This window comes from Cupriavidus sp. FW305-27 (genome assembly GCF_058787995.1).
Window position 1 is genome coordinate 45,390 of the sequence record NZ_JBYTAG010000040.1, and the last position, 23,618, is coordinate 69,007.

Consider the following 23,618-nt stretch of genomic DNA (forward strand, 5'->3'; position numbering starts at 1 on the left):
TCAAGGAAACTGCCAAGGAGTTCAGCATGAAAGAGACAACGAGGATGGCATTTGCCGATGCCGGCAAGCCGCAGCAAGGCGGCCTGGAGAGCCTGGCCATACAGGTGACGAACTGGTCAGAGCGCTGGTTTCCGGATTCCTACATCTTTGCCGCGATCGCCGTCGTGGTGGTGGCGCTCGGCGCCATGCTGGTCGGGGCGCCGGCACCGGCCGTGGCGAAGGCATTCGGTGACGGCTTCTGGAGCCTGATCCCGTTCACGATGCAGATGGCCGTCGTGGCGATCGCCGGCTATGTGGTGGCGGTCTCGCCGCCGGCGTCGATGCTGATCGCGCGGCTGGCATCGCTGCCGCGTACGGCCCGCGGCGCGGTCGCGTTCGTGGCGCTGGTGAGCCTGCTGACGTCGCTGCTCAACTGGGCCATCAGCCTGATCTTCAGCGGCTTGCTGGTGCGTGCGATTGCCCAGCGTGGGGGCTTGCGCGTGGATTATCGGGCGGCGAGCGCGGCGGCTTATCTGGGGATGGGCGCAACGTGGGCGCTAGGGCTCAGTTCCTCTGCCGCGCAGCTACAGGCAAATCCTGCCAGCCTGCCGAAGTCGCTGCTTGATATCACCGGGGTGATCCCGTTCGCTGAAACGATCTTTCTGTGGCAATCGATGGTGATGACCGCCGTGCTGATTGTCGCGTCACTGCTGATCGCGTACCATTCTGCGCCCACCGAGGAGCGGGCCCGCACTGCCGCCGATATGGGTGTCGACCTCAACGATGCCGACGAAGGCGTCGCGCGGCCGTCGCGCCCTGGCGAGTGGCTGGAATACAGCCCGCTACTGACGCTGGCGCTGGTAGCGATGGGTGCAAGCTGGCTCTATCAGGAGTTTTCCGCAAAGGACCCGATCCTCGCCATCTCCAACCTGAACACCTACAACTTCCTGTTTCTGCTGCTCGGCATGTTGCTGAACTGGCGCCCGAAGCGCTTCCTGCGCGCGGTGGCCAGGTCGGTGCCGTCGACCTCAGGCGTGCTGATCCAGTTTCCGCTGTATGGTGGTATCGCCTTTATCCTGACCAAAGCGACCGGAGTCGACGGTGCCACGCTATCCCATCATCTCGCGTCGGCCTTTGTTTCGATGGCGACCACCGAATCGTTCTCCGCGGTCATGGGCGTGTATTCGGCCGTGCTGGGGTTCTTCGTGCCGTCGGGCGGCGGCAAGTGGATCATCGAGGCTCCGTACGTGATGCAGGCCGCCAATGAACTGCAGGTCCACCTGGGATGGGCGGTACAGGTCTACAACGCGGCCGAGGCGCTGCCAAACCTGATCAATCCCTTCTGGATGCTGCCGCTGCTCGGCGTGCTGGGAATCCGGGCCAAGGATGTGGTCGGCTTCACCTTCACGCAGTTGCTGGTGCACACGCCGCTGGTGCTGCTGATGCTGTGGGCGTTCGCCACGACGCTGCCTTACCATCCGCCGGTCATGCCTTGAGTCCTGGGAGGAACGTCGGCAGGGCGACTGAGGTGTCGCCCTGCGATCGAGGCTGGTTCACCCGTTCGCGGGCTGCTGCTGCGCCTCGGCAACGATCTCACGGATGGCCTGCTCGAAAGCCTCCACCGGCTGCCCGCCGGTGACCAGGTAGCGGTTGTTGAAGATGATCGATGGCACCGACTGGATGCCCATGCGCTGGTACTCCTGGATTTCCGCGCGCACCGCATCGGCATAGTCATCGCTGTCCAGCACCTTGCGCGCCGCCGCGGCATCCAGGCCAACGGCCTGCGCGGCTTCGACCAGCACCTCGTGATTGCTCGGGTCCTTGCCATCGGCATGGTAAGCGCGCAGCAGCGCCAGCTTCAGCGGCAGCTGCTTGCCTTCCAGGCCCGCCCAATGCAGCAGCCGGTGGGCGTCGAAGGTGTTGTAGACATGGGTGCGCTCGCCAAACGGAAAGCCCACGCCGGCGCCGCGCTCGCGGATCATGGCCTGGGTCTCTGCGATCTGCGCCGGGGTGCGCCCGTACTTCCTGCCGAGATAGTCGACGATCGCCTCGCCCTCCGGGCGCATCCCCGGGTTGAGTTCAAACGGATGCACGACGATCTCGGCATCCACCGCATCGCCAAGGCGCTGCAACGCCAGTTGCAGCGAAGACAGGCCGACGGCGCACCAGGGGCAGGCAATGTCGGAGACGAAGTCGATCTTGATGGGTTGGGGCATGGCTACTCCTGGCATGGGCAGGGGTATGGCCCCGGCCCGGATCTGGAAATTGCCGACAGGGTAGCCTGACTGGCGAATCCTTGCAGGCGGGCGCCGCGGCCGTGGCCGTGGCGCCCGCCCCATACGAACCCGTCAGTCCCAGCGGCGCCCGTGGCCGTGGCCGTCATTGTGACCATGACGGTGTGCCCATTCGCGCTCGCGCCAGTCGCGGCGGTGGTCTCGATAGCCTTCGCGGTAGCCTTCCCGGTAGTAGCCCCGGTGGTAGTCGCTGCGATAGCCGCGGTCATAGTCATAGCGTACCGGGACCGGTGCCACCACGACGGGGCGCGGTGCCACCACTACCGGGCCGGGCGCATAGGCAACCGGAGCCGGCGCATACACCGGCGCAGGGGCATAGGCCGGGGCTGGACGATAGACTGGCGCCGGCTGGGCCACCACCACGCCCGGCACGCCGATGCCGATATCGATATTCACACCGGCGTACGCCCCGGCGCTGGCCACCAGCATTGCACCACCTGCTACCGCCATTGCGATGATTCGTTTCATGGTTGCCTCCCAAGGGGCGTTGGACATGGGCTCACTGTAGGGGGCGGGCCTGTAATATGGGGCGCGCGAAGTGTTGCAAGTGTGACGTGGTGTAACCCCGCTGCAGGGCCGGGACGTCCTGGCTACGCCTGTATCATGCAACCCCGTTGCCGAAGCTCTTTCCTTCCCTAGCTGCTCCATGCGCCGTACCGCCTTTGTCCTGCTGGCCCTGACCGCCTTCACCGCCATCCCCACTGCAGCCACTGCCGCCGATATCCAGGCCGGCAAGGCACTCTTCGCCACGCGCTGCGCCTCGTGCCATCACGTCGGCCGCAACGCGCGCGCAGGCTTTGGCCCGCAGCTGAACGGCATCTACGGCCGCGCCGCGGGCGGCACCAGCGATTTCCAGTATTCGGAGGCGATGCGCGCTTCAAAGGTGGTGTGGTCGCATGACACGCTGCGTGCCTTCATCCATTCGCCCGGCAAGGTCGTGCCTGGCACCAAGATGCGCTTCTGGGGGCTCAGTGACGACAAGCAGATCAGCGATCTGCTGGCTTACCTGCAGACATTGCAGTAGTCGGGAAATGCGGCCCTGGCCCTTCCCCGGCCAGCGCGTCATGCGGGTTCCGCAACGGGCACGCCTTCAACGACAGACACCCGCACCCGATACACCCATCCAGCTGGTCACGCAATTGCGTGAGCGTCCGGATCCGTTCATCCAGGTCATCGCGCCAGCTCGCCGACAGCCGGCGCCAGTCGGCCGCGGTGGGCGCACGCCCGTCCGGCAGCTTCTGCATGGCATCGGCGATCACCGCCAGCGGCAACCCCATGCGCTGCGCCACGCGGATCACGGCCAGGCGCCGCAGCACGGCACGCGCATAGCGGCGCTGGTTGCCGCCGCTGCGGGTGCTGGCGATCAGGCCACGCGATTCATAGAAATGCAGGGCGGATACGGCAATGCCCGTGCGCGCGGCGACTTCGCCGACGGAGAGCAGTTCTTCGGAAGGCGCGGCACGGCGCCGGCGCGGTGAGGGGGGCTTGTTCGCGGAGGCCATCGGCAGTGGAAGACACCAGTGGAACGGAGGAATGCCCATGCTAACACCAAGGCTGCGCTTGACCTCAATCTAGGTTGAGGTTTGATACTTGCGACTCCATTGTTCGCCACGCCTCAAATACAGAGCTGATGACCATGTTCCCGTTCTCGCCCTCATCCTTGCGTTCTCCTTCTATGCCCGCGCTGCCTTCAATGCCCACCATGCCGGTTGCCCGCCCCAATCCCTCGCTGAGCCTCATCAATCCCGAGGGCCTGTACGACCCGCGGCCCAACGGCTATTCGCATGTGGCCATGGTGGAAGGCCCGGCCCGCATCGTCTATATCGCGGGGCAGGGCGGTGAGGACGCGGCCGGCTGCCTGCCGCTCGATTTCCCGCGCCAGGTGGCACGCGCCATGCAGAACCTGCGCATCGCGCTGCAAGCGGCAGGCGCCGACGTGGGCGATGTGGCCAAGCTCACGGTGCTGGTGGTCGACCACTCGCACGACCGCCTGCGCACCTTCGGTGCGGCGCTGCGCGAGATGTGGGGCGACAAGCCAACGCCGGCCTGCACGCTGATCCCGGTGCCGCGGCTGGCGCTGGACAACATGCTGTTCGAGATCGAAGCGACGGCGGTGCTGCCGGGCTGAACGCAACTCAACGACTGCGTGATCGCCGAAGTGGCGCGCGTGGTCGGGCGCGAGCGGATGAAGGGCAGGATTGCCTGCTGCCGCAAAGCAGGGCCTGGGCTGCACCGCTGCGGCGCTTTGCCGCAGCAGCTGTCCCATCTTCAGCGCGGTGCGGCGCTGAAAGTCTTGTTGACGATCTTCCAGACGCCGTCGATCTCCAGCAGCGTCATGTAGTCGGTGAAGGTCACGCCCGGGTATTCAAGAACCACCTTGGCGACGCCCGCATTGCCCACCACATCGAACTGCGTGATAAAGCGCTTGCGCTGCGCCTCGTCTGCCGCGGGATGGCCGGGGCAGCGCGCCGAGGCGAATTCCTCGACCGTCAGCGAATGCAGCTTGCCATCACGGAACGAGACGATGCGCGCGTCGGCGGCAAACGCCTTGTACATGAACTCGGCCTTGCCGGTGATATGGCCCTGCAGGTAATCCTCGATCGGCGCGAGCGCGGCCACGTGGCGGGAAGTCAGGCCCGTTTCTGAATACGTCATGGTCTCCTCCAAAACTGGGGCGGCACCGGGTACCACCCCATGCCGCAGCGTTGAAAGAGCTGATTGTATTCCAGTTTTGTATGCAAACGTGCGAGGCAGCGCCGCTCAGACCGATGTGACGATGAGTTCACGCAGCCAACTATGCGCCGGATCGCGATGCACGCGCTCTGGCCACAACATCGACATCTCATAGCCCGGCACTTCGACTGGTGGTTCCACCACCTTCAGTCCCGGCACGCCGCGCACCAGCCGCTCGGGCAGCATCGCCACCAGATCGGTGCTGGCAACGGCCGACGTGACAAACAGGAAGTGGGGCACTGACAGCACCACACGCCGCTGCATGCCGGCCAGTACCAGCGCCTCGTCGGTGACGCCGTAGAAGCCGCCACCGTCCGGCGACACAATCACATGGTCGAGCGCGCAGAACTGCGCCAGCGTGGGCCGCCGCTTCAGCCGCGGATGGCCGGCGCGGCCCACCAGCACATAGCGCTCGGTAAACAGCGCACGCCGGTGCAGGCCCGGCGGCGAGCCATCGGTGGTATGGAAGGCCAGGTCCAGTTCGGCACGCTCGGCCTGCCGGGCGATGCGCGGCGGCACCATCTCGACCACGGCCAGGCGCGCGCCGGGCGCCGCCATGCGCAGCGCCTGCAGCGCCGGCAGCACGATGGTCGATTCGCCGTAGTCGGTCGCAGCCACGCGCCAGGTGTGGGTCGAGGCGGCGGGATCGAACGGCGTATCGGACGAGACCGCATGCTCCAGCGCGGCCAGCGCTTCGCGCAACGGTTCGCGCAGCGATTCCGCCTTGGCGGTGGGACGCATGCCGCGCGGGCCCGGCAACAGCAGCGGGTCACCGAAGTAATCGCGCAGCCTCGACAAGTGGACGCTGACCGAAGGCTGCGACAGGTGCAGCCGCTGCGCCGCGCGGGTCACGTTGTGCTCGGACAGCAGCACATCCAGCGTCACCAGCAGGTTCAGGTCCAGCCGTCTGAGATTATTCATGACAATACCTGGGATATTGGATATTCATTTCTAATATAGCTGACGACGGCCTATGCTGGGTTCACTCAATCATTGGAAGCCGCTGTCATGAACGTATTGCTTGTGTATGCCCACCCGGAACCGAGGTCGCTTAACGGCGCGATCCGCGACTTTGCCGTGCAGCGCTTGCGCGATGCCGGGCACCAGGTCCAGGTCTCGGACCTGTATGCGATGCAGTGGAAGGCCCAGCTCGACGGCGCCGACACCAAGGCGCAGCCGGGCAACGCACCCTTCCACCCGTCACTGGATTCCAAGCACGCCTTCGAGAACGGGCTGCAGAGCGATGACATTGCGCATGAGCAGGAAAAGCTGCGCTGGGCCGACGCCGTGATCCTGCAGTTCCCGCTGTGGTGGTTCTCGATGCCGGCCATCCTGAAGGGCTGGGTCGAGCGCGTCTATGCCTATGGTTTTGCCTACGGCGTGGGTGAGCACTCCGACGAGCGCTGGGGCGACCGCTATGGCGAGGGCAGCCTCGCCGGCAAGCGTGCCATGCTGATTGTCACGACCGGCGGCTGGGAGTCGCACTACAGCCCGCGCGGGATCAATGGCCCGATCGACGACATCCTGTTCCCGATCCATCACGGAATCCTGTACTACCCCGGGTTTGACGTGCTGCCGCCGTACCTGGTGTATCGGACCAGCAAGGTTGATGAGGCGCGCTTTGCGGGGATTCGCGAGGAATTGGGCCAGCGGCTGGATATGCTGGGGACGACCGCACCGATCCCCTTCCGGCGGCAGAACGCGGGGGACTACCGGATTCCGCAACTGACGCTGCGTGAGGAGGTTGAGCCGGGGGCAGTGGGGTTCGCGGCGCATGTGCAATAGGGCCCGCGACAACGCTATTCCCGGCATCGACTGCACAGGCTCGGCCACGACCCATTCTGAGGGCGGCGCTGCAATATAGCCGAACGACAAGCATCGCGACTGTGTGCCGCTGGAGTTGTTCAAGAGCGCGCTGTAGGACATGTCAAGAGCAAATGTAAACAATTGCCATAAACAAAGGAGTGGGCCGGATCGCTCGCGGTATCCTGGCGCGACCCAGCATGGACTCGATCCCCGGACTGGTATTAGAGAATTTAATTTCTGATCTTATTATTTCTTTTCCGAATCTTCCGGTAGTTCTTGGGGAATATTCCCGCATGATCCGGAAAGTGGATTTGGTATGATGCGTGCGCCGGGATTCTTAGGGGCCTGTTCCAGCGCTCTCCCAAGTTTCGGTTCGCTGGTGGCCTTGGGTGAGTGCGTTGCACTCAAGCTTTGAGAGTAAGGAACGATTACATGCCAAAGACGATATCCGCAATCAGATTTTTGGGGTGCTGCTGATGTGCTCATCATGAGAGTAAAGAGTAGGCTGCAGTATGTTGAATAGTTCATCAATGAAACGATCAGTTCGCCGCTGCCTGATGTATGCGGCGCCTATGTTGCTGCTCATTGCAGTTGCTATGGTGGCCATTAATGCGCGCTTGGCTGCATGGGCCGGTCCCTTTGATCTTCCACGGGGACGTGATCCGATTATTGGTGACCTTGGCGGTGTGCCGGTTTCCGTCCCGCTGAACTACACCCACTTGGTGACCGAGTACGAAGGAGATCCGAGTGTATTTGATCCAGAGCGTCGCAACTGGAAGGCGCCGGTGCGCACCTTTGCTTCGAAGATCAATTCACTACCCCTGATGGTGCATCTGCCGGACTTTGCGCCGAGGACGGCGGCGAACGAGGCAAGTTACTACCGAGCGCAGAAGTCGATGGAGGGGCCAGAGGAATGGCTGCCGATTGGGGTGAGCGCCAATCAATCACTGAACGTACATAAAGAAAAGATGGTGCTAGGCAATCCCTACGATCAGCATGTCACAGTTAAGGGGCTTGCCAGGTTCCGCAATAGGCGATACGACCGGCAGCCCGAGACACGCTATGGACTAGCCGAGTACAGATCCGAAGAGATTGTGCGTTATCCGAGTGGTCCTGTTGTATCGAGGGATCGCCTGTTCTTCTTTACGAATGATGGCAAGGACGTGTCATTCATTGAATGCAACGCAAATGGGGAGCCGTTCGAGGAAAGTCCGCGCAATGTCTGCATCCATCGCTTTTCTCTCTATCCCTCAATGAAGGCCGAAGTGAATCTCCAATACGATGCCCGTACGTTGAGTCAGTGGATGGAATACGAACGTAAGGCACGTGAATTGATCCTAGGTTTCCGGGTGCAGCCCGGCGAGCCCGCCGCCACGCCTACTCTTCAACAGCGATAAGAAGGTCTGCTCATGCCAAATCCGATATCTGCACGGTCGTTGAAAGATATCAGGTTTCAGCTTAACGCAGGCACGCTTACTCCGTCGCAAGTCTATAGCCGGCTCGAAGGCTACGGATACAAGTACTCAGGCTGGGCCGGTGGTGTGGCCGACGCCACTAGTATCGCCGGCGCCTCAGCGCTGACGTATATGCACAACACTGCCAAGGACCTGGGGAGGCCGTTGACTGGGGCGCAGGTTGAGAAGATTAAGCTGGACATGGCAAAAGGCTATCTTGATGCGCTGTATCAACAGACTATCGACGGTAGTCTGCCTGTCACACGTGACATCGATAGCAGGGAAGTCTGGAACTTTCACCGCCAGGTCTTCAAAGACAATGGTCTTCCCCCTTCCGCCTGGACCCTAGATACCCCCTTCCGCCTGATGGAGAAAATGGGTGGCCCGGCACAAGTCGAGCGGTTCTGGAGCATGCTGCGCGACACGGGTGGTGGTTACAGCGACGCACTTGCGGCCAACACCGCCACGCTGGCGTTCATGTACGGCGCATCGACCTCGCCTGATCCGGTGGTGCGCGCCATGGCAAGCGATTGGCTGGAAAAGGCACCGGGCATAGCGTCCGGGAAAGAGTTGCAGAATTTCATGGATGCTGTTGGTCGAATCGACCAGGCAGGCTTCTTCGAATCCATGGGAGTGGATGCAGCCAATACCTTGCGGGAAATTGGCAGTCATGTCCAAGATCAATTCAAGCAATTGCTCGATAGGTTGCCGTTCTCGGACGCCCGCGGCGCTATCGGTGTTGGCAATGCGCTAGCTGGGCTTGGTGGGGATCGCATTCAGCTTGCTGACCATAGTGGCACGCATTCCGATGCAGCTACGCCTACAGAGGAAATGCTTGCCGCTCAACATCAGGCTTTTGCTGAGCGGGCCGCCCACTGGCAAGGCACCATTGAGCATCTCTATGGCAGGGACGTTACCCTCTACACTCTCGGAGACGGCACACTAGTGCTGGTGGATGGGCAGCGCAATGTGCTTGCTACTGTGGCAGCCGACGACGGTAATGTCCGCCTTACTGGCTTGCATGGTGAGATGGTCACTGTTAGCGCAGGCGGTGAGCTGGACCTGACAGGCCCAGCTATCGGTGGTCTGCCATTCGACGAGCATGATACGCGGCCTGACTCGCAGCCCACACCCGTGCCAGAGGCAATAAGCCCTGTGGACGCGCTTGGCAGCGTCCAAAGCATGCTGTCCCTGATCCAGGCAATCGAATCCGGCGACACGAAGGCGATTGTGGCCGCCAGCGCAGCGATGCTGATCAATCTGGATCGCCTCGGCAGCGGCAAACTTTTGCCCGATGGCGTCGGCGTCGGACTGAATGCCCTCGCTGCTGGCCTGAACCTGTTCAACGCCATTCAAGACGGCAACGGACTGGGCATCGCTGCTGCCAGTACCAACCTCGGCAGCCAGGCGGCAGCCATCTACGCCAACGCGCTCAAGGAACAAGGAATTGTTGCATTCCAGGCTGAGTCGGCATCCGCTGGCACTCTGCTGGATAGCGCTGCGACGACAGGGCAGACTGCTGGTGGGCTGGCGCTGGTCGCAAGCATTGTCACGCTGGTAATGGCCATCGAGGATGGCAATGAGTATCAGGTTGCCGGGGCGGCACTGAGTACCATCGCTGCGGGCATGACGGTGGCAGGCTATACCTCCTATTGCCCACCTGTTGCCTTCGCGGCTATCGCCGTGACAATGATCGGCTCAATGCTGTCCGCAAAGGATCTTCCGACGCTAGAAGGTGAAGCCACCGCTGTGTGGAATCCGGACGGCAGCATTCACGTGCTCAAGACCACCGATGCCGAGGACGGCGGCGCGACGCCTGCCAACATCCTGCAAAGCCTGATCGACGCCCTGCAGGTGTCGCTTGCCCAGCAGGTGGATGCCAACGGCAACCCACTTTACGCCATCATTCCACAGCGCCTGCCGACCATCGGCTATCTCTTCGATCCTGATGGGGCGCGCCTGAACGATAACGGCGGTCAGCTGTATCTCAAGTGGATCGACGACAACGGCCAGGAGCAGAGACGCTACTATGATGGCGCTGGTTTGCGCTATGACACCAGCCAGGCGACCATTGCGCAGCAGTTCATGCAGCAGGCGTTCGCTGCCATCGTCCCGGCCTGGGAAGCGGAATCGGTGCTCGCCCACATGCGCGAATCTGGCGTCGTCACTGCTCCGGCAACGGGCAGCATTGAAGAGAACCGGTCGCGAGCTGGCCTGCAACTGCACAGCCCGGATTGGCATGAGGCTAAGGCCGACGCAGGCATGCCTGAGGCAGACGCTGACGGCATCCGCCAGCATTTTACTGCGCTGACGGTCGACCTGAAGCCGGAACTGCCTGCAGGTGTGAACCCTGGCCGGATCGGCAAGAACGTCGATCTGGACGGCTACATCGAGCAGACGGACTGGGTGAACGCCAACCAGGGCATCCTCTCCATCGATGTGAACGGCGATGGCAGGATCGGGCAGAACGAGATCCTGACCAACGACCCGGATGCCTCCGCCGCCCATGCCCGCAACAGCGTGCAATGGCTCGATGTCAACCACGACGGCAAGCTGGACACTTCCGACCCGGCCTTTGCCGCCCTGGGCATCTGGCTGGACGTTAACCGCAACGGCCAGACCGATCAGGGCGAGTTCGCATCGTTCCTCGACCGGGGTATCGCCAGCCTGGATTTCACCAGCACGCCACCCGTCCTGCGCGCCGCCGATGGCAGCGTCATGATGGTCACCGAGCACCACCTGACAGCGGATGTGCGCGGCGACGCCTATCAGGTGGCGTTTGTGGACACGGACGGCGATGGCCGGCTCGATGCCTTTGCCGGCATGCTGCACGCGAAGGAAGGCGGCGAGACGGTCCTGAATGCCGTCGTCACTCATGATTACACGGGCGAAGCTGGCCATACCCATGGCGGCGTAGCCTTGGAAGACGCCAGCGCTGAGATGCAAGTTGCCGAAGGCGACAGTCGCATCAAAACCGCCAGCGACAAGCAGCACGAGCAGACGCTTGCCGAAGACGCGATCGTCGCTGGCGATGACCGCGTGGCTGATGGCGAGGGCACGACCCCGGTCGGGCGGGCTACTGCCACCCGTGTCGAGCCGGATGACAGCCGCCTGACCTCGAAGGACCCAAATCCCGGCAGGCCTGCGCAGCGTACTGACACGGTGCGCCCGGCGGACGGCCGTGTTACCAGCGCTCCGCCAGCTAGCCCAACTGATGCCTTCGCTGCGATCCGCGATCAGTGGATCAAGAGCAGCGACAGCCTGTTTGCGGGCACCGGCGCGCTGCTGGGTGTCGCGGCGGGTGCCGTGACCGGCGTTGCCAACGCGGCAGAAGGTGGCGGGCAGCCTGATGCGCCAGCCCCCGCTATCGATACAACCGGCAACAACACCATCAGCCGCCTGCCGGTGGAACTTGGAACGACGGTTGATTCGCCGGACCAGCCGCAACCGACTGTGGCTCAGCCGCCCTTTGTACAGGTGCCAGTCAACGCCTTGCCACCGGCGACGCGCCCGGTTGGCAGCGAGGCAACGCTCGGGTCGCCAGTCGAAGTCACTTTGGATCTGATCAGATCAGTGCCGGCGGTTGGTGTCAATTACGATGCCGCAAGTGACGATACGATCCTGACCACAACGCCCGGCCGCGTGGCAGCTGGGCCGAACGGCGAGGATATTCAGATCATCGCGCCGGACGTAGCCGATGAGCAGGTCGCAGGCATCGAGGACACGCGCTATGCCATCGATGCGGCAGTGCTGCTGGCCAACGATACCTCGCGCGACGTCCTGACCCAGCCACTGCGCCTGATCAACGTCTACGGCGGCGAGAATGGCACGGTGACCCTGACACTGCTGCCCGACGGCAGCCAGCGCATTGTGTTCACCCCTGACCCAGACTATTGGGGGCCGGCGCGTTTCCGCTACACCGTCGAGGATGAGTATGGCCTGCAGGCGACTGGCCGCGTCTACTTGGACATTGCGCCGGTCAATGATGCGCCGGTCACTGCCGGTGAAACGGCCGCTTTCGATGAAGATACCGGCCTGCTGTTCACCTCGGGACAGCTGCTTGCCAACGATTTCGATGTGGATACGCCCACCATCGGCGACGTGCTGAGCATCCTGCGTGTTTCGAATGCCACGCACGGCCTGGTGGCCCTCGATGCCCACGGCAACGTGCGCTTCCTGCCTGACCAGGATTACTTCGGGCCGGCCAGCTTTGTCTACTGGGTGTCGGATGGTAACGGCGGCTTGACGCCCGCTACCGTCAACCTCGAAATCCGCCCCGTCAATGACGTGCCGGTGGTGGCGGGTGAAACCGTCGCCACCGACGAGGACACCATACTGCTGATCGAGCAGGCGACGCTGCTGGCCAACGACTGGGACGTGGATAACCCCCACTCGGACCTGACCGTGTTCTCGGTGCGCAACGGCCAGCACGGCACGGTCGAGCTGACCCCCGAAGGACAGATCCGCTTCGTGCCGGAGCAGGACTTCTTCGGCACCGCGACCTTCTTCTACACCGTCTACGACGGCGCGGGCGGCTATACCGAGGCGATGGCCACGGTCGATCTGGCGCCGGTCAATGACGCGCCGATCGTGACTGGCGAGGACTTCCGTGGCAATGAGGACGAGGTAGCGGCCTTCACCGCGGCCAGCTTGCTTGCCAATGACCGGGACGTGGACGATGCGCAAGCCACGCTCACGCTGGTAGCGGTCGGCAACGCCCAGCACGGCGAAGTGCGTCTGAATGCCGACGGAGCCGTCACCTTTATCCCGGAAGCGGATTACTTCGGTGCCGCCAGCTTCGAATACACCGTGTCGGACCCGCACGGCGCCATCACCACCGGGCGGGTGGACATTGACTTGGCTCCCGTCAATGATGCTCCGCGGCTGCGCGACGATGTGATTGCGAGCAACGAGGACACCGCGCTGACCATAGATGTCGCCGCACTGCTTGCCAATGATACGGATGTGGACAACCCACCGGAGGCGCTTTCCATCACCCGCGTCAACGGCGCCACGCACGGTACCGTGTCGCTGAACCCGGACGGGACCATCCGTTTTGTGCCCGATCCAAATTTCTTTGGTGATGCCAGTTTCACGTATGAAGTGAGCGATGGCGTGGGGGGCGTCTCGACCGCGACGGCGACTATTCACGTGGCGCCAGTCAATGATGCGCCGATCGCCAATGACAATATCGTGGACGGACGCAGGGGCGTGGCCATTACGCTGACCGCGGCGGCCTTGTTGGCGGATGACTTCGACATCGACAACCCGCATGGCGATCTGCGCATTGTGGGCGTGTCCGGGGCCGAGCACGGCACTGTGCGACTGAATGCGGACGGCTCGGTGACCTTCCTGCCGGAGCCTGGCTTTGGCGGCTACCCGGGTGCACAAGGCCACTTCACCTACACCATCTCGGATGGTGTAGGCGGCTTTGCCATGGCGACCACGACCATCAACCTGGAGAAGATCAACACGACACCGGTCGCGGTTGATGATGGCTTCTCGGGCTATGAGAACACGCCGTTCGTCATCAATACGGCACAATTTCTTGCCAATGACGCGGACCCGGATGGCGACGCGCTCGCAGTCACCCAGGTTGCCAATGCGCAGCACGGTACGGTCGAGATCCAGGCCGATGGCCAAGTCCGGTTCACGCCTGACCACGACTTCTATGGGCAAGCGTCCTTTCAGTACCTGGTGTCCGATCCCTACGGAGGGCAGACCTGGGCCACGGCCTTCCTGCATGTTGAGCATGTGAACAAGGCGCCGATCATCGAGGCCGTCGAGTATGGTCGCGCCATCTTTGGGTATTACGTCGGCCCGCCGGTCGTGGTGGGCAAGGCTGCTCCGGGTGCAGGTGCGGGCTCTGCCGGGCAGTATGTATACAGTGATGGCCCTGTCTTTCAGCCAGTCTATGACGAAGCACTGGCCTTGTCGCTGAACTTGCAAGGCCAACTGTTTGATGCCGGCGGGCGGCCTTATACACCATCGCACTATCAGAATGGCATGCTCAAGCCACTGGCACTAGACCAGATGGATGGCGACTACTTTTTCGCGGGGGCAAGCTATGAGTCAGATCGGGTTCTTGTCCCCGCCAATGATGCCCGAAGAGAAACGGGCCGGATCATTGCCTACGATCCAGATGGCGATACAGCGGCCATTGTCATATCGATTGTTCAGGCGCCGCAACACGGTTACGCCTATGCCAACACCTATCGGGAAACCGAATATGGCTTTGAACACTCAGGTGAGCTCGTCAGCCGCTATGCCAACTGGCAGTACGAGAGCCATGCGGGAGACCCTTACACCGGTACTGACGCCTTCACCATCCGTATTGCCGATGCTCAGGGGGCATTCATGGACGTGGTGATTAACGCTACCCACAAGGGCACCAATGCAAGTGGCGGCTACACGCCCCTCGTGATAGACCTGAATGGCAACGGCGTGGAGTTGCTAGCGGCGGATCAATCCAACGTCAGGGCCGACGCGAATCATGACGGCCAGCCTGAGCAAATCGGATGGGCCGCCGCGACCGACGGCGTACTAGGCTTCGATGCCGACGGCGACGGCAAGATCATTGTGGAAGAGACGCGCCTGACCAATTTCGCGCCCGGCACGAAGACAGACCTTGAGGCGCTGGCCACCTTCGACACCAATGGCGACGGCAGGATCAGCAAGGAAGACGCTGCCTGGAGCCAGTTCAAGGTAGTGCAGGACGTCAATGGCAATGGCGAGTTCAGCGAGGCCGAGCACAAGACACTGGATCAGGCTGGCATTGCCTCCATCGCACTCCAGCGACAGGGCGAGGCCCACCTCGATCATGGCAACGTCGTGTTCGGCACGGTGGAGGTCACGCACACCGATGGCAGCAAGAGTGAGGCCGCAGACGTGATGTTCGCTGGCAAGGATGTGCCGCTGCCCGGCTTCGCCCTGTACCTGGAAGAGGTCCAGCAGGGAATCGCGCCGAACGAGCCGATCGATGCTGCCTTTGCCGCCGACGCCGTGGCACAGCTGCTCGCCACCGCCGAGACGCCATCTTCAGCTTGTCCCTATCCGCCGCACAGCGCGGAAGCCGTGCAATGGAGTTGCCTCCAGTGGAACAAGCTGCTGACGACGGCCGATGGGTCTCAGGCCCCTGGCGGCTTTGTCCCTCCGCGTGAGGACACCCTTGCCGAAATGATGGACCGCGCCGCACAGGCCAGCGCGGTGGACTTGGGCATGGGCCAACCGTCATGACCTTGATATTCGGCATATGAAGGCCCGCAGTCACTGAGCCTGGCAATAAAAACTATCCCGCGGGGGAGAAACACGCCACCCGCCGGGAGCGCTTGATTTTTTCGATGGGATAGAACGATGAATGCATTGCTTCGGGCTGTGATGGCCCTGGCACGGGGGCGGCCATGAATCGGAAGCCAACACTGCCCAATCTTGGCATGCTTGCCGTATTCGCGCGCCTGCATGAGGTCAAGGCCGATCCCGAGGGCCTCGCACGCCGCTGGGACGTGCGTGATGACTTTGACGCCAGCCGGCTGCTGTGGGGCCTGGATGACCTTGGCTTCGACGCCAGGTTGGTCGAGGGCGGGGTGGACAAGCTGCGTCGCGCAGCATTGCCCGCGCTGGCCCTGACCCGCAGTGGCCGGGTTGTGCTGGTCGGCAAGGTGGATGCCGATGTCGTCCACGTGCAGCGGGACCCGGACCAGCCACCGCAGGCAGTGCCAGCGGCGGCGTTCGCCGGCGAGTTCGCCAATACCTGGATCGAAGCCGGCCGCAGCGTGGCATCCCTGACCGATGGCACGGCCAATGCCGGCACCTCGGCGTTCGGCTTTGCATGGTTCTGGCAGGCCATCAAGAAGTACAAAACCGAACTCACCCAAGTCTTGCTGGCATCGTTCGTCGTGCAACTCTTTGCACTGGTGACGCCGCTTGCCTTCCAGGTCGTGATCGACAAGGTGCTGGCCCACCGCTCGCAGGCGACGCTGGTCGTGATGCTGGTGGCCCTGGCTGGCGTGGCGCTGTTCGAGGCGATGCTGAATGGCCTGCGCCAGTACCTGCTCACCCATACGACCAATCGCGTCGATGTCGAACTGGGCGCGCGCCTGTTCCGGCACCTGATGCGCCTGCCGATGTCGTACTTCAACTCGCGCCGCGCCGGTGACGTGATGGCTTCGATGCGCGAACTGGAGACGGCGCGCAACTTCCTGACCGGGCAGGCGCTGACCGCCTGGCTGGACCTGTTCTTCGCGCTGGTGTTCCTGGCGGTCATGTTCTATTACAGCCCGCTCCTGACCATTATCGTGATCTGCTTCCTGCCGATCTTCTTTGGTGCGTCGTATGTGATCAGCCCGATCCTGCGCAAGAAGCTGGAAGACAAGTTCGCACTGGGCGCCGACAATCAGGCGTTCCTGGTGGAGACCATCGGCGCGATGGAGACCCTCAAGGGTCAGGCCGTTGAAGCCAACTGGCAGCGCCGCTGGGAAAGCCGGCTGGTGCGCTACGCGGTAGCCGCATTCGAATCGGGCCATACCGGCAACTGGACCAACCAGGTCATCAATCTGACCAGCAAGGTGTTGACCGTGGTGCTGCTGGGCGTCGGTGCCATGCAGGTGATCGACGGCAACCTCACCGTGGGCGGGCTGATTGCTTTCAACATGCTGTCGGGCCGGGTCAATGCACCGATCATCAAGCTCTCGTCGCTGTGGCAGGAATTCCAGCAGATGCGCGTGGCGGTCAGGCGGCTGGGCGGCATCATGGATACGCCGGCCGAGGCGGGCCAGCTTTCGGACCAGACCCAACGGGCAGCGATTCAGGGCTTTGTCCGCTTCGACCGGGTGAGCTTTGCCTATCAGGCCGACGGCGCCCAAGTGCTGTCGGATGTCTCCTTTTCCATCCCCGCTGGGGAAGTCGTGGGCGTTGTCGGCGTTTCTGGTGCCGGAAAGACGACGCTGATCCGCCAGTTGCAGCGCCTCTACTCACCCACTGGTGGAACGGTCACGATCGACGGGATCGACCTGGCGACGGTGGACACAGCCTGGCTGCGTAGCCAGGTAGGCGTGGTGTCGCAGGACGCCGCGCTGATGAACATGTCGGTGCGCGACAACATCGCCATCTCCGATCCGGGCCTGTCGCTGGAGGCCGTGATGGCAGCCGCCAAGCTGGCCGGGGCACACGATTTTGTCAATGCCTTGCCTCAAGGCTACGACACCGTGATCGGTGAGCGCGGCAGCCTGCTGTCGGGCGGCCAGCGCGCCCGCATCGCCATCGCGCGGGCGCTTGCGACCAACCCGCGCCTGCTGCTGCTCGATGAGGCCACCGCCAGCCTGGACTACGAGTCTGAGCGCGTCATCCACGACAACCTCGAGAAGATCTGTGCGGGCCGCACCGTCTTTATCGTCGCGCACCGCCTCTCCACGCTGCGCCTGGCCGACCGCATCCTGGTGCTCGATGGCGGGCAACTGGTCGAGCAAGGCCATCACACTGACCTGATCACTGGCGAGGGCAAGTATCGCGCCTTGTTCGAGGCGTCGCGTGTGCTGGAAACCCTCACTATCAAGCACAAGGCCCCTGTGCAACCGTTGCCGGGAGCCGCTCATGTCTGAGCCGATGAAGCCTGACCAGCAAGCGGCAGCCGATGCCTTTGCCACGGCCGCCATGGGCATCGCCAACCGCCGTCCCGCGCGCATGGCACGGATCGTCGCTGGCAGTATCTGCGGTATGGCCGTCCTTGCGCTGGTCTACGCCACGATGGCGAAAATGGACGTGGTGGTCTCCGCGCAGGGAAAAGTCATTCCCTCGGGCAAGTCCAAGGTGGTGCAGCCGCTCGAAGCCGGCATCGTACGCGAGATCCATGTGCGCGACGGTGAGAAGGTCAAGGCTGGCGACATCCTAGTCGAACTCGACCCGACCACCACTGCAGCAGACCGTGACCGGCTGCAGCGCGATCAATGGGAGGCCGTAGCCGGGGTGCGACGGCTGACTGCGCTTCTCGACGGCAAGCCCACCATGCAGGCCGTCGAAGGCTTGCCTGCGGATATCGCCCGGACGCAGCAGGCGCTGCTCACCAGCGCGCTGGCCGAACAACGCGCCAGGCTGGCGGCGCTCGACGCCGAAATTGCCCGCAAGCGTGCCGACCGGGAAGGGGCCGCTGCCAGTCTGGAGCAGATCCGCGCCAGCCTGCCGCTTGTCAGCAAGAAGAACGACATGCGCGAGGAACTCGTCAAGACCGGGCATATCGCCGAAACCGGCCTGATCGAGACGCGGCTGGAGCTGATCAACCTCAGGAAGGAACTGGCTCTGCAGACCAACCGGCTGGCCGAAGCTGGCGCGGGCCTCAACGCCGCGCAGCAGCAGCGCGCACAGGCGGTGGCAGAGTTCAGCGCACGGCATGCGGCAGAGCTGGCCGAGGAAAGCCGCAAGTCTGCCACGGCCGAGCTGGAGCTGGTCAAGGCAACGATGCGGCGTGACCTGCAGACGCTGCGCGCACCGATCGACGGCATCGTCCAGCAACTGGCGGTGACTACCGTTGGCGGCGTGGTGACCCAGGCGCAGCCGGTGGCGATCGTGGTGCCCGAGAACACTGCACTGGAAGTGGATGCTCAGGTGCAGAACAAGGACATCGGCTACGTGAAGCGCGGCCAGCGGGTCATTACCAAGGTGGAAACCTTTGACTTCACCCGCTTCGGATATATCGAGGGCGAAGTGCAGTGGGTGGGTACCGACGCCATCAATGATCAGAAGCTTGGCCCCATCTATCCTGTGCGCATCAAGCTCGACACGATGGCCACGCCGAACTCAGTCAATGGGCGCAAGGGGACGTTGACCCCGGGGATGAGCGTGACCGCGGATATCCGCGTGGACCAACGCCGCATGATTTCCTACTTCCTGTCGCCGCTGATGCGCTACAAGGATGAAGCCTTGCGGGAGCGGTGATGGTGCGCATGCATGATTTGACCAGCGCTGCTGTGGCTGCGCTGGCCGCGGTCGGCGCTCTTGTCCCGAGCCAGGCCAGCGCCATCGACCTGCTGTCGGTCTACAGGATGGCGCAGGGGGGCGACCCAACCTTCGAGGCATCACGCTACGCGCTGGAGGCCGGACGCGAGAAGCTGCTGCAGGCTCGCGCCGGCGTGCTGCCCTCGATCAACCTGAACGGCAACGGCAATCGCCAGGACGGGCAATCGAGCTTTGCGGGCAGCCCGTTCACGGACCGCAGTGTGAATAGCTGGGCGTGGACCCTGCAGCTGTCGCAGCCGGTGGTGCGTGTCGCCAACTGGATCGGCGTGGCACAAGCGGGTGCACAGGTCGAGCAGGCCGAGGCACAGTTCGCCCAGGCCGAGAGCGACCTGATCCTGCGCACCTCGCAGGCGTACTTCGATCTGCTGACCGCGCGCGACAGCGTGACAGTTGCCAGGGCGCAATTGCGGGCAGTGGAGCAGCAGCGTGTGCTTGCCAAGCGTCGCTACGACGTGGGCGAGGCGACCATTACCGATGTATACGAGTCGCAGTCCCGCCACGACCTTGGGCGCTCGCAGCTGGTGCAGGCGCTCAACGATCAGGAGGCGAAGCAGGCGGAACTCGAACGGCTGGTCGGGCCATTGCCCGAGCCTGTAGCGGGCCTGAAGGCTGACGTGACCCTGCCGGGTCCCGAGCCGAAGGATGTCAATGCCTGGATGGGTCACGCGCGGGAGAACAACCCGCAAGTGCGCACGCAGTTGGCAGCGGTCGAAGTTGCCGAGAAAGAGGTGTCCAGGAACCGCGCGGCGCACCTGCCGACACTGGACTTCACGGCTGGCTATGGCAACAACTACACCTCAGGTTCGATGACCTCGCCCGCGGACATCGAGAACCGGGTCAAGTCCGGCACCATCGGGCTGCAGCTGACGATCCCGATCTACCAGGGCGGCGCCGTCAACTCGCGCGTGACTGAGGCAATCGCCAATCGGTACAAGTCGCGCGCGGAGCTGGAAGCGGCGCGACGCCAGGCGGCGACGCAGGCACGGCAAGCCTATGGTGGTGTGACGAGTGGCCTGTCCCAGGTCGAGGCGCTGACTTCTGCGGTCACGTCGAGCCTGGATTCGGTCAATGCCAACAAAATTGGCTACCGGATCGGCACGCGCGTGAACATCGACGTGCTCAATGCCGAGCAGCAACTCTTTGCGGCGCAGCGTGATCTCGCAAAGGCACGCTACGACACTATCCTGCAAGGCATGCGGCTGAAGGCGGCGGCCGGCACGCTGACTGAGGCGGATGTCCAGGGAGTGAATGCGCTGCTGACCAACAATGCGCAGCAGGAAACACCGGCAGTGCCTGCCATGCCCGCTGCTGCCGGCATGAAACAACCCAGGACAAGTATCCAATGACTATTCCGACCGACAACGAACAGCTGATGAAGTTTGCTGCCGAGCAAGCGCAGCGCGTGATCAAGAAGATCCCGCTGCTGGGCCCGGTGTCTTGGCTGATGATGAACAATCCAACGACGCGCCACAGCTTCTTCGCTGACCTGGAGTGGCGCGTGATGCCGCCGCTGATCCTGGAGCAGGCCAAGCTGTACATGCGGGGTGAAATGCCCACAGCCTTCGTGACCTGGGCCTACCTCTCCGACGCTGTGGTCGAGCGGTTTGCCATGCCGCCGTACCAATTGGCGCCCGGGGATTGGAAGTCGGGCGACAAGGCGTTCCTGATCGACGTGTTCGCCCCTTATGGTGGCGCCAAGGACGTGCTGGACGATCTGAAGGCCACCGTTTTCAAGGGCAAAGTGCTGCATCAGTTGGCACCGGACGGCGAGCGGACGATGCGCGTGCTGGAGTAAGCCACAGCGGGCCGGGGCCGGCCCGCCATCTCGTTACTCCGCCCGAATATCCGCCCGCGCCGCCACCGCCCGCATCTCAGGCAATTCCTTCTCCACCCGCGCCTTCACCGCCGCGCCATTGCCGTAGGCCGGCGTCAGCGCCAGCTCGACCATGCGTGCCTTGGTGGCGGGTGCATTGGCGACCTCGGCCAGCGCCTTCTCCAGCTTCTGCTGCACCGGCGCGGGCAGGCCCGCGGGTGCCAGCAGCGCGAACCACGTGCCCATCTGGAAGCCGGGATAGCCGCTCTCCGCGACGGTCGGTACTTGCGGCAGCGCTGGCAGTCGCTGCGGCGACAGCACTGCCACTGGCCGGATCTTGCCACCCTTGATCAGCGGCAGGGTGGCCACCACGGTATCGACCGCGATCGGCACCTGGCCGCCGGCCAGCGCGGTCAGGCTGGGGGCGCTGCCGTTGAAGGGCACGTGGACCATGCGGATGCCGGTGGCGGACTTGAGCATCTCCGCGCCGAAATGCACCGAGGAGCCGGCGCCGAACGAGCCGTAGGAGAACTTGTCGGGGTGCGCCTTGGCCTGCGTCACCAGATCCTTGAGCGTGGTGATCTGCGTGTCCGGGTTGGCTACCAGCACCAGGCTCATGTCGGCGACCAGGCCCAGCGGGGTGAAGCTCTTGATGGGGTCGTAGCCCAGGTGTTGGCGGATGGCCGGGTTCAGCGTCAGCGTGGTGCTGGCCGCCAGCAGCAGCGTGTAGCCGTCGGGCGCGGCCTTGGATACCTGGGTGGCGCCGATCACGGTGCTGGCGCCGGGCTTGTTCTCGACCACTACCGACTGGCCGAGCTTTTCGCCGAGGCCGACTGCCAGCAGGCGGCCCAGCACGTCAGTGGCGCCGCCCGCGGCGAAGGGCACCACCAGCCGGATCGGTCGGTCCGGCCAGGATTGGGCCTGCGCGGCGGCGGGCGTTGCGGACAGCACCGCGGTCAGGGCGGCGGCGCAGGCGAGAAACGGCTTCGGGGGCATTGCGGTCATCGTTGGCACTCCTGCCGGCAGTTGTAGGAATAGAAGGCAATTGGAAGCAATACGAAGCGGGGCCGGGACCAGCCGAAGGCTCAATCGAGCCAGGGGCTGCGCACGCGCGAGAAGCCGCCGGCCTGGTCATAGGCATGGCCGAGCTGCAGCACGGCGGCGTCGGCCTGCGCGGGGCCGATGATCTGGATGCCGGCCGGCAGGCCCTGGCGGCCGAAGCCGGCGGGTGCGGCCAGGGCGGGCAGCCCGGCCATGGTGGCCGGCACCACGACCTGCATCCAGCGGTGGTAGGTGTCCATGTCGCGGCCGTCGATGGTGTGCGGCCAGTCCCAGTCGGCATCGAACGGAAACACCTGCGCGGCCGGCAGCACCAGGTAGTCGAAGCGCTCGAACAGCGAGCGCAGTGCCTGGTACCACGCGCTGCGCTCGCACAGGGCTTCGTACACGCGCGTGCCCGGCAGGGCCAGGCCGCGCTCGATCTCCCATGCGGCCTCGGGCTTGAGCAGCGCGCGCCTGGCCGGGTCGTGGTACAGCGCCGCGTTGGCGCCAGCCACCGAGAAGCTGCGCAGGTCGATCCACGCGTGCCACAGCCGCTCCAGGTCGAACTCGGGCAGCGCGGTGTCCACGGTGCAGCCGAGCGTGCGCAGGTGCGTGAGCGCCTGCTCGCAAGTATCTAGCACGCCGGCTTCGGTCGGCAGGTGGCCGCCCAGGTTGCCCAGCCAGCCGATGCGCACGCCGGCCCAGTCGCGTTCGGGCGGCAGCGTGAAGGTGCCGGGCGCTTCGGCGCGGTGCGTCAGCGGCAGACGCGCGTCGAAGCCGGCCTGCACCGACAGCAGCAGGGCCAGGTCCGGCACGTTGCGCGCCATCGGGCCGGCCACGCTGAATTGCTGGAAGAAGACCTCGTCGCCCGGGCCGTGCGGCACGCAGCCGACCGAGGTGCGCAGGCCATACACGTGGTTGAACGCCGCGGGCGTGCGCAGCGACCCCATCATGTCAGAGCCATCCGCCACCGGCAGCATGTGCAGCGCCACGGCCACCGCGGCGCCGCCGCTGCTGCCGCCGGCGGAACGCGCCGGGTCGAAGGCGTTGCGGGTGGTGCCGTAGACCGGGTTGTAGGTATGGCCGCCCAGGCCGAACTCCGGCGAGTTGGTGCGCCCGACGAAGACCGCGCCGCCGGCGCGCATGCGCTCGAAGATCACGGCGTCGTACTCGCTGACCTGCCCGGCGAAGATCGGCGAGCCCTTGGTGGTGACCATGCCCGCGGCCGGGCTGATGTCCTTGGGCGCCTGCGGGAAGCCGTGCAGCGGGCCGCGGCTGGCGCCGCGTGCCAGTTCGGCGTCGAGCCCGGCGGCCTGCGCGCGCAGGGTGTCGCGCTCCACCGGAGCCACGATGGCATTGACGCGCGGGTTGTGGCGGTCGATCTGGCCAAGGAAGGCATCGAGCACTTCCACGCACGAGACCTCGCGCGCATGGATGGCGCGCGACAGGGCGACGGCATCGAGTTCGGTGATGGGATCGGGGGTCCGGGTG

At 64.1% G+C, this 23,618-nt stretch carries 17 protein-coding genes; 10 read left to right on the forward strand and 7 right to left on the reverse strand.

Going from position 1 to position 23,618, the window contains the following annotated elements:
* The first annotated feature begins 26 nt into the window (after positions 1–26).
* Entirely contained in the window at positions 27–1,475 is a 1,449-nt protein-coding gene (locus tag AC3WRI_RS19680; RefSeq protein WP_037024712.1) for a short-chain fatty acid transporter, read from the forward strand.
* 57 nt (positions 1,476–1,532) lie between these two features.
* Here the strand turns inward: AC3WRI_RS19680 and AC3WRI_RS19685 are convergent, their stop codons facing one another.
* Positions 1,533–2,195 carry a DsbA family oxidoreductase gene (locus AC3WRI_RS19685; RefSeq protein ID WP_492293859.1) on the reverse strand — a complete coding sequence of 221 codons (663 nt, stop codon included), beginning with the start codon at positions 2,193–2,195 and terminating at the stop codon, positions 1,533–1,535.
* Between the two features lie 132 nt (positions 2,196–2,327).
* Complete coding sequence (locus tag AC3WRI_RS19690) at positions 2,328–2,741, reverse strand: hypothetical protein (RefSeq protein ID WP_492293861.1); 414 nt, start codon at positions 2,739–2,741, stop codon at positions 2,328–2,330.
* A 178-nt stretch (positions 2,742–2,919) separates the two neighbouring features.
* Between AC3WRI_RS19690 and AC3WRI_RS19695 the strand changes: the two genes are divergently transcribed.
* The gene (locus tag AC3WRI_RS19695; RefSeq protein ID WP_058697345.1) at positions 2,920–3,297 is read left to right on the forward strand and encodes a c-type cytochrome; all 378 of its coding nucleotides are present in this window, start codon (positions 2,920–2,922) and stop codon (positions 3,295–3,297) included.
* Here AC3WRI_RS19695 and soxR read toward each other — a convergent pair.
* Complete coding sequence (gene soxR / locus AC3WRI_RS19700) at positions 3,260–3,775, reverse strand: redox-sensitive transcriptional activator SoxR (RefSeq protein WP_492293871.1); 516 nt, start codon at positions 3,773–3,775, stop codon at positions 3,260–3,262. The genes AC3WRI_RS19695 and soxR overlap by 38 nt on opposite strands.
* Before the next feature lie 200 nt (positions 3,776–3,975).
* On the opposite strand from soxR, the gene AC3WRI_RS19705 reads away from it, so the two are divergent.
* On the forward strand, positions 3,976–4,401 hold the full coding sequence (locus tag AC3WRI_RS19705) for a RidA family protein (protein WP_018315435.1): 426 nt from the start codon (positions 3,976–3,978) through the stop codon (positions 4,399–4,401).
* Positions 4,402–4,541: 140 nt separating this feature from the next.
* Here the strand turns inward: AC3WRI_RS19705 and AC3WRI_RS19710 are convergent, their stop codons facing one another.
* Positions 4,542–4,928, reverse strand: coding sequence for a nuclear transport factor 2 family protein (locus AC3WRI_RS19710; protein WP_010810825.1), 387 nt, complete (start codon positions 4,926–4,928; stop codon positions 4,542–4,544).
* A 105-nt stretch (positions 4,929–5,033) separates the two neighbouring features.
* Positions 5,034–5,927: a LysR family transcriptional regulator gene (locus AC3WRI_RS19715; protein WP_010810826.1), complete on the reverse strand. Its 894-nt coding sequence runs from the start codon at positions 5,925–5,927 to the stop codon at positions 5,034–5,036.
* 87 nt (positions 5,928–6,014) lie between these two features.
* On the opposite strand from AC3WRI_RS19715, the gene AC3WRI_RS19720 reads away from it, so the two are divergent.
* From AC3WRI_RS19720 to AC3WRI_RS19750, 7 genes are all read left to right on the forward strand, one after another.
* Positions 6,015–6,791 carry an NAD(P)H-dependent oxidoreductase gene (locus AC3WRI_RS19720; protein WP_492293863.1) on the forward strand — a complete coding sequence of 259 codons (777 nt, stop codon included), beginning with the start codon at positions 6,015–6,017 and terminating at the stop codon, positions 6,789–6,791.
* A 551-nt stretch (positions 6,792–7,342) separates the two neighbouring features.
* Entirely contained in the window at positions 7,343–8,209 is an 867-nt protein-coding gene (locus AC3WRI_RS19725) for a hypothetical protein (RefSeq protein WP_136227886.1), read from the forward strand.
* Positions 8,210–8,221: 12 nt separating this feature from the next.
* Positions 8,222–15,502 carry a tandem-95 repeat protein gene (locus AC3WRI_RS19730; RefSeq protein WP_492293865.1) on the forward strand — a complete coding sequence of 2,427 codons (7,281 nt, stop codon included), beginning with the start codon at positions 8,222–8,224 and terminating at the stop codon, positions 15,500–15,502.
* Positions 15,503–15,666: 164 nt separating this feature from the next.
* On the forward strand, positions 15,667–17,862 hold the full coding sequence (locus AC3WRI_RS19735) for a peptidase domain-containing ABC transporter (RefSeq protein WP_492293867.1): 2,196 nt from the start codon (positions 15,667–15,669) through the stop codon (positions 17,860–17,862).
* Positions 17,855–19,192 carry an HlyD family type I secretion periplasmic adaptor subunit gene (locus tag AC3WRI_RS19740; protein ID WP_011617779.1) on the forward strand — a complete coding sequence of 446 codons (1,338 nt, stop codon included), beginning with the start codon at positions 17,855–17,857 and terminating at the stop codon, positions 19,190–19,192. Before AC3WRI_RS19735 ends, AC3WRI_RS19740 begins: the two co-directional genes overlap by 8 nt.
* An 8-nt stretch (positions 19,193–19,200) precedes the next feature.
* Entirely contained in the window at positions 19,201–20,619 is a 1,419-nt protein-coding gene (locus AC3WRI_RS19745; protein ID WP_492293869.1) for a TolC family outer membrane protein, read from the forward strand.
* A complete protein-coding gene (locus AC3WRI_RS19750) occupies positions 20,616–21,068 on the forward strand; it encodes a toxin-activating lysine-acyltransferase (protein ID WP_011617777.1) in 453 nt (150 codons plus the stop codon). Before AC3WRI_RS19745 ends, AC3WRI_RS19750 begins: the two co-directional genes overlap by 4 nt.
* A gap of 33 nt (positions 21,069–21,101) precedes the next feature.
* On the opposite strand, the gene AC3WRI_RS19755 is transcribed toward AC3WRI_RS19750, so the two are convergent.
* Together AC3WRI_RS19755 and AC3WRI_RS19760 are read right to left on the reverse strand one after the other, a co-directional pair.
* Entirely contained in the window at positions 21,102–22,091 is a 990-nt protein-coding gene (locus AC3WRI_RS19755) for a Bug family tripartite tricarboxylate transporter substrate binding protein (protein WP_011617776.1), read from the reverse strand.
* A gap of 80 nt (positions 22,092–22,171) precedes the next feature.
* Complete coding sequence (locus AC3WRI_RS19760; RefSeq protein WP_492293872.1) at positions 22,172–23,599, reverse strand: amidase; 1,428 nt, start codon at positions 23,597–23,599, stop codon at positions 22,172–22,174.
* Positions 23,600–23,618: the final 19 nt, after the last annotated feature.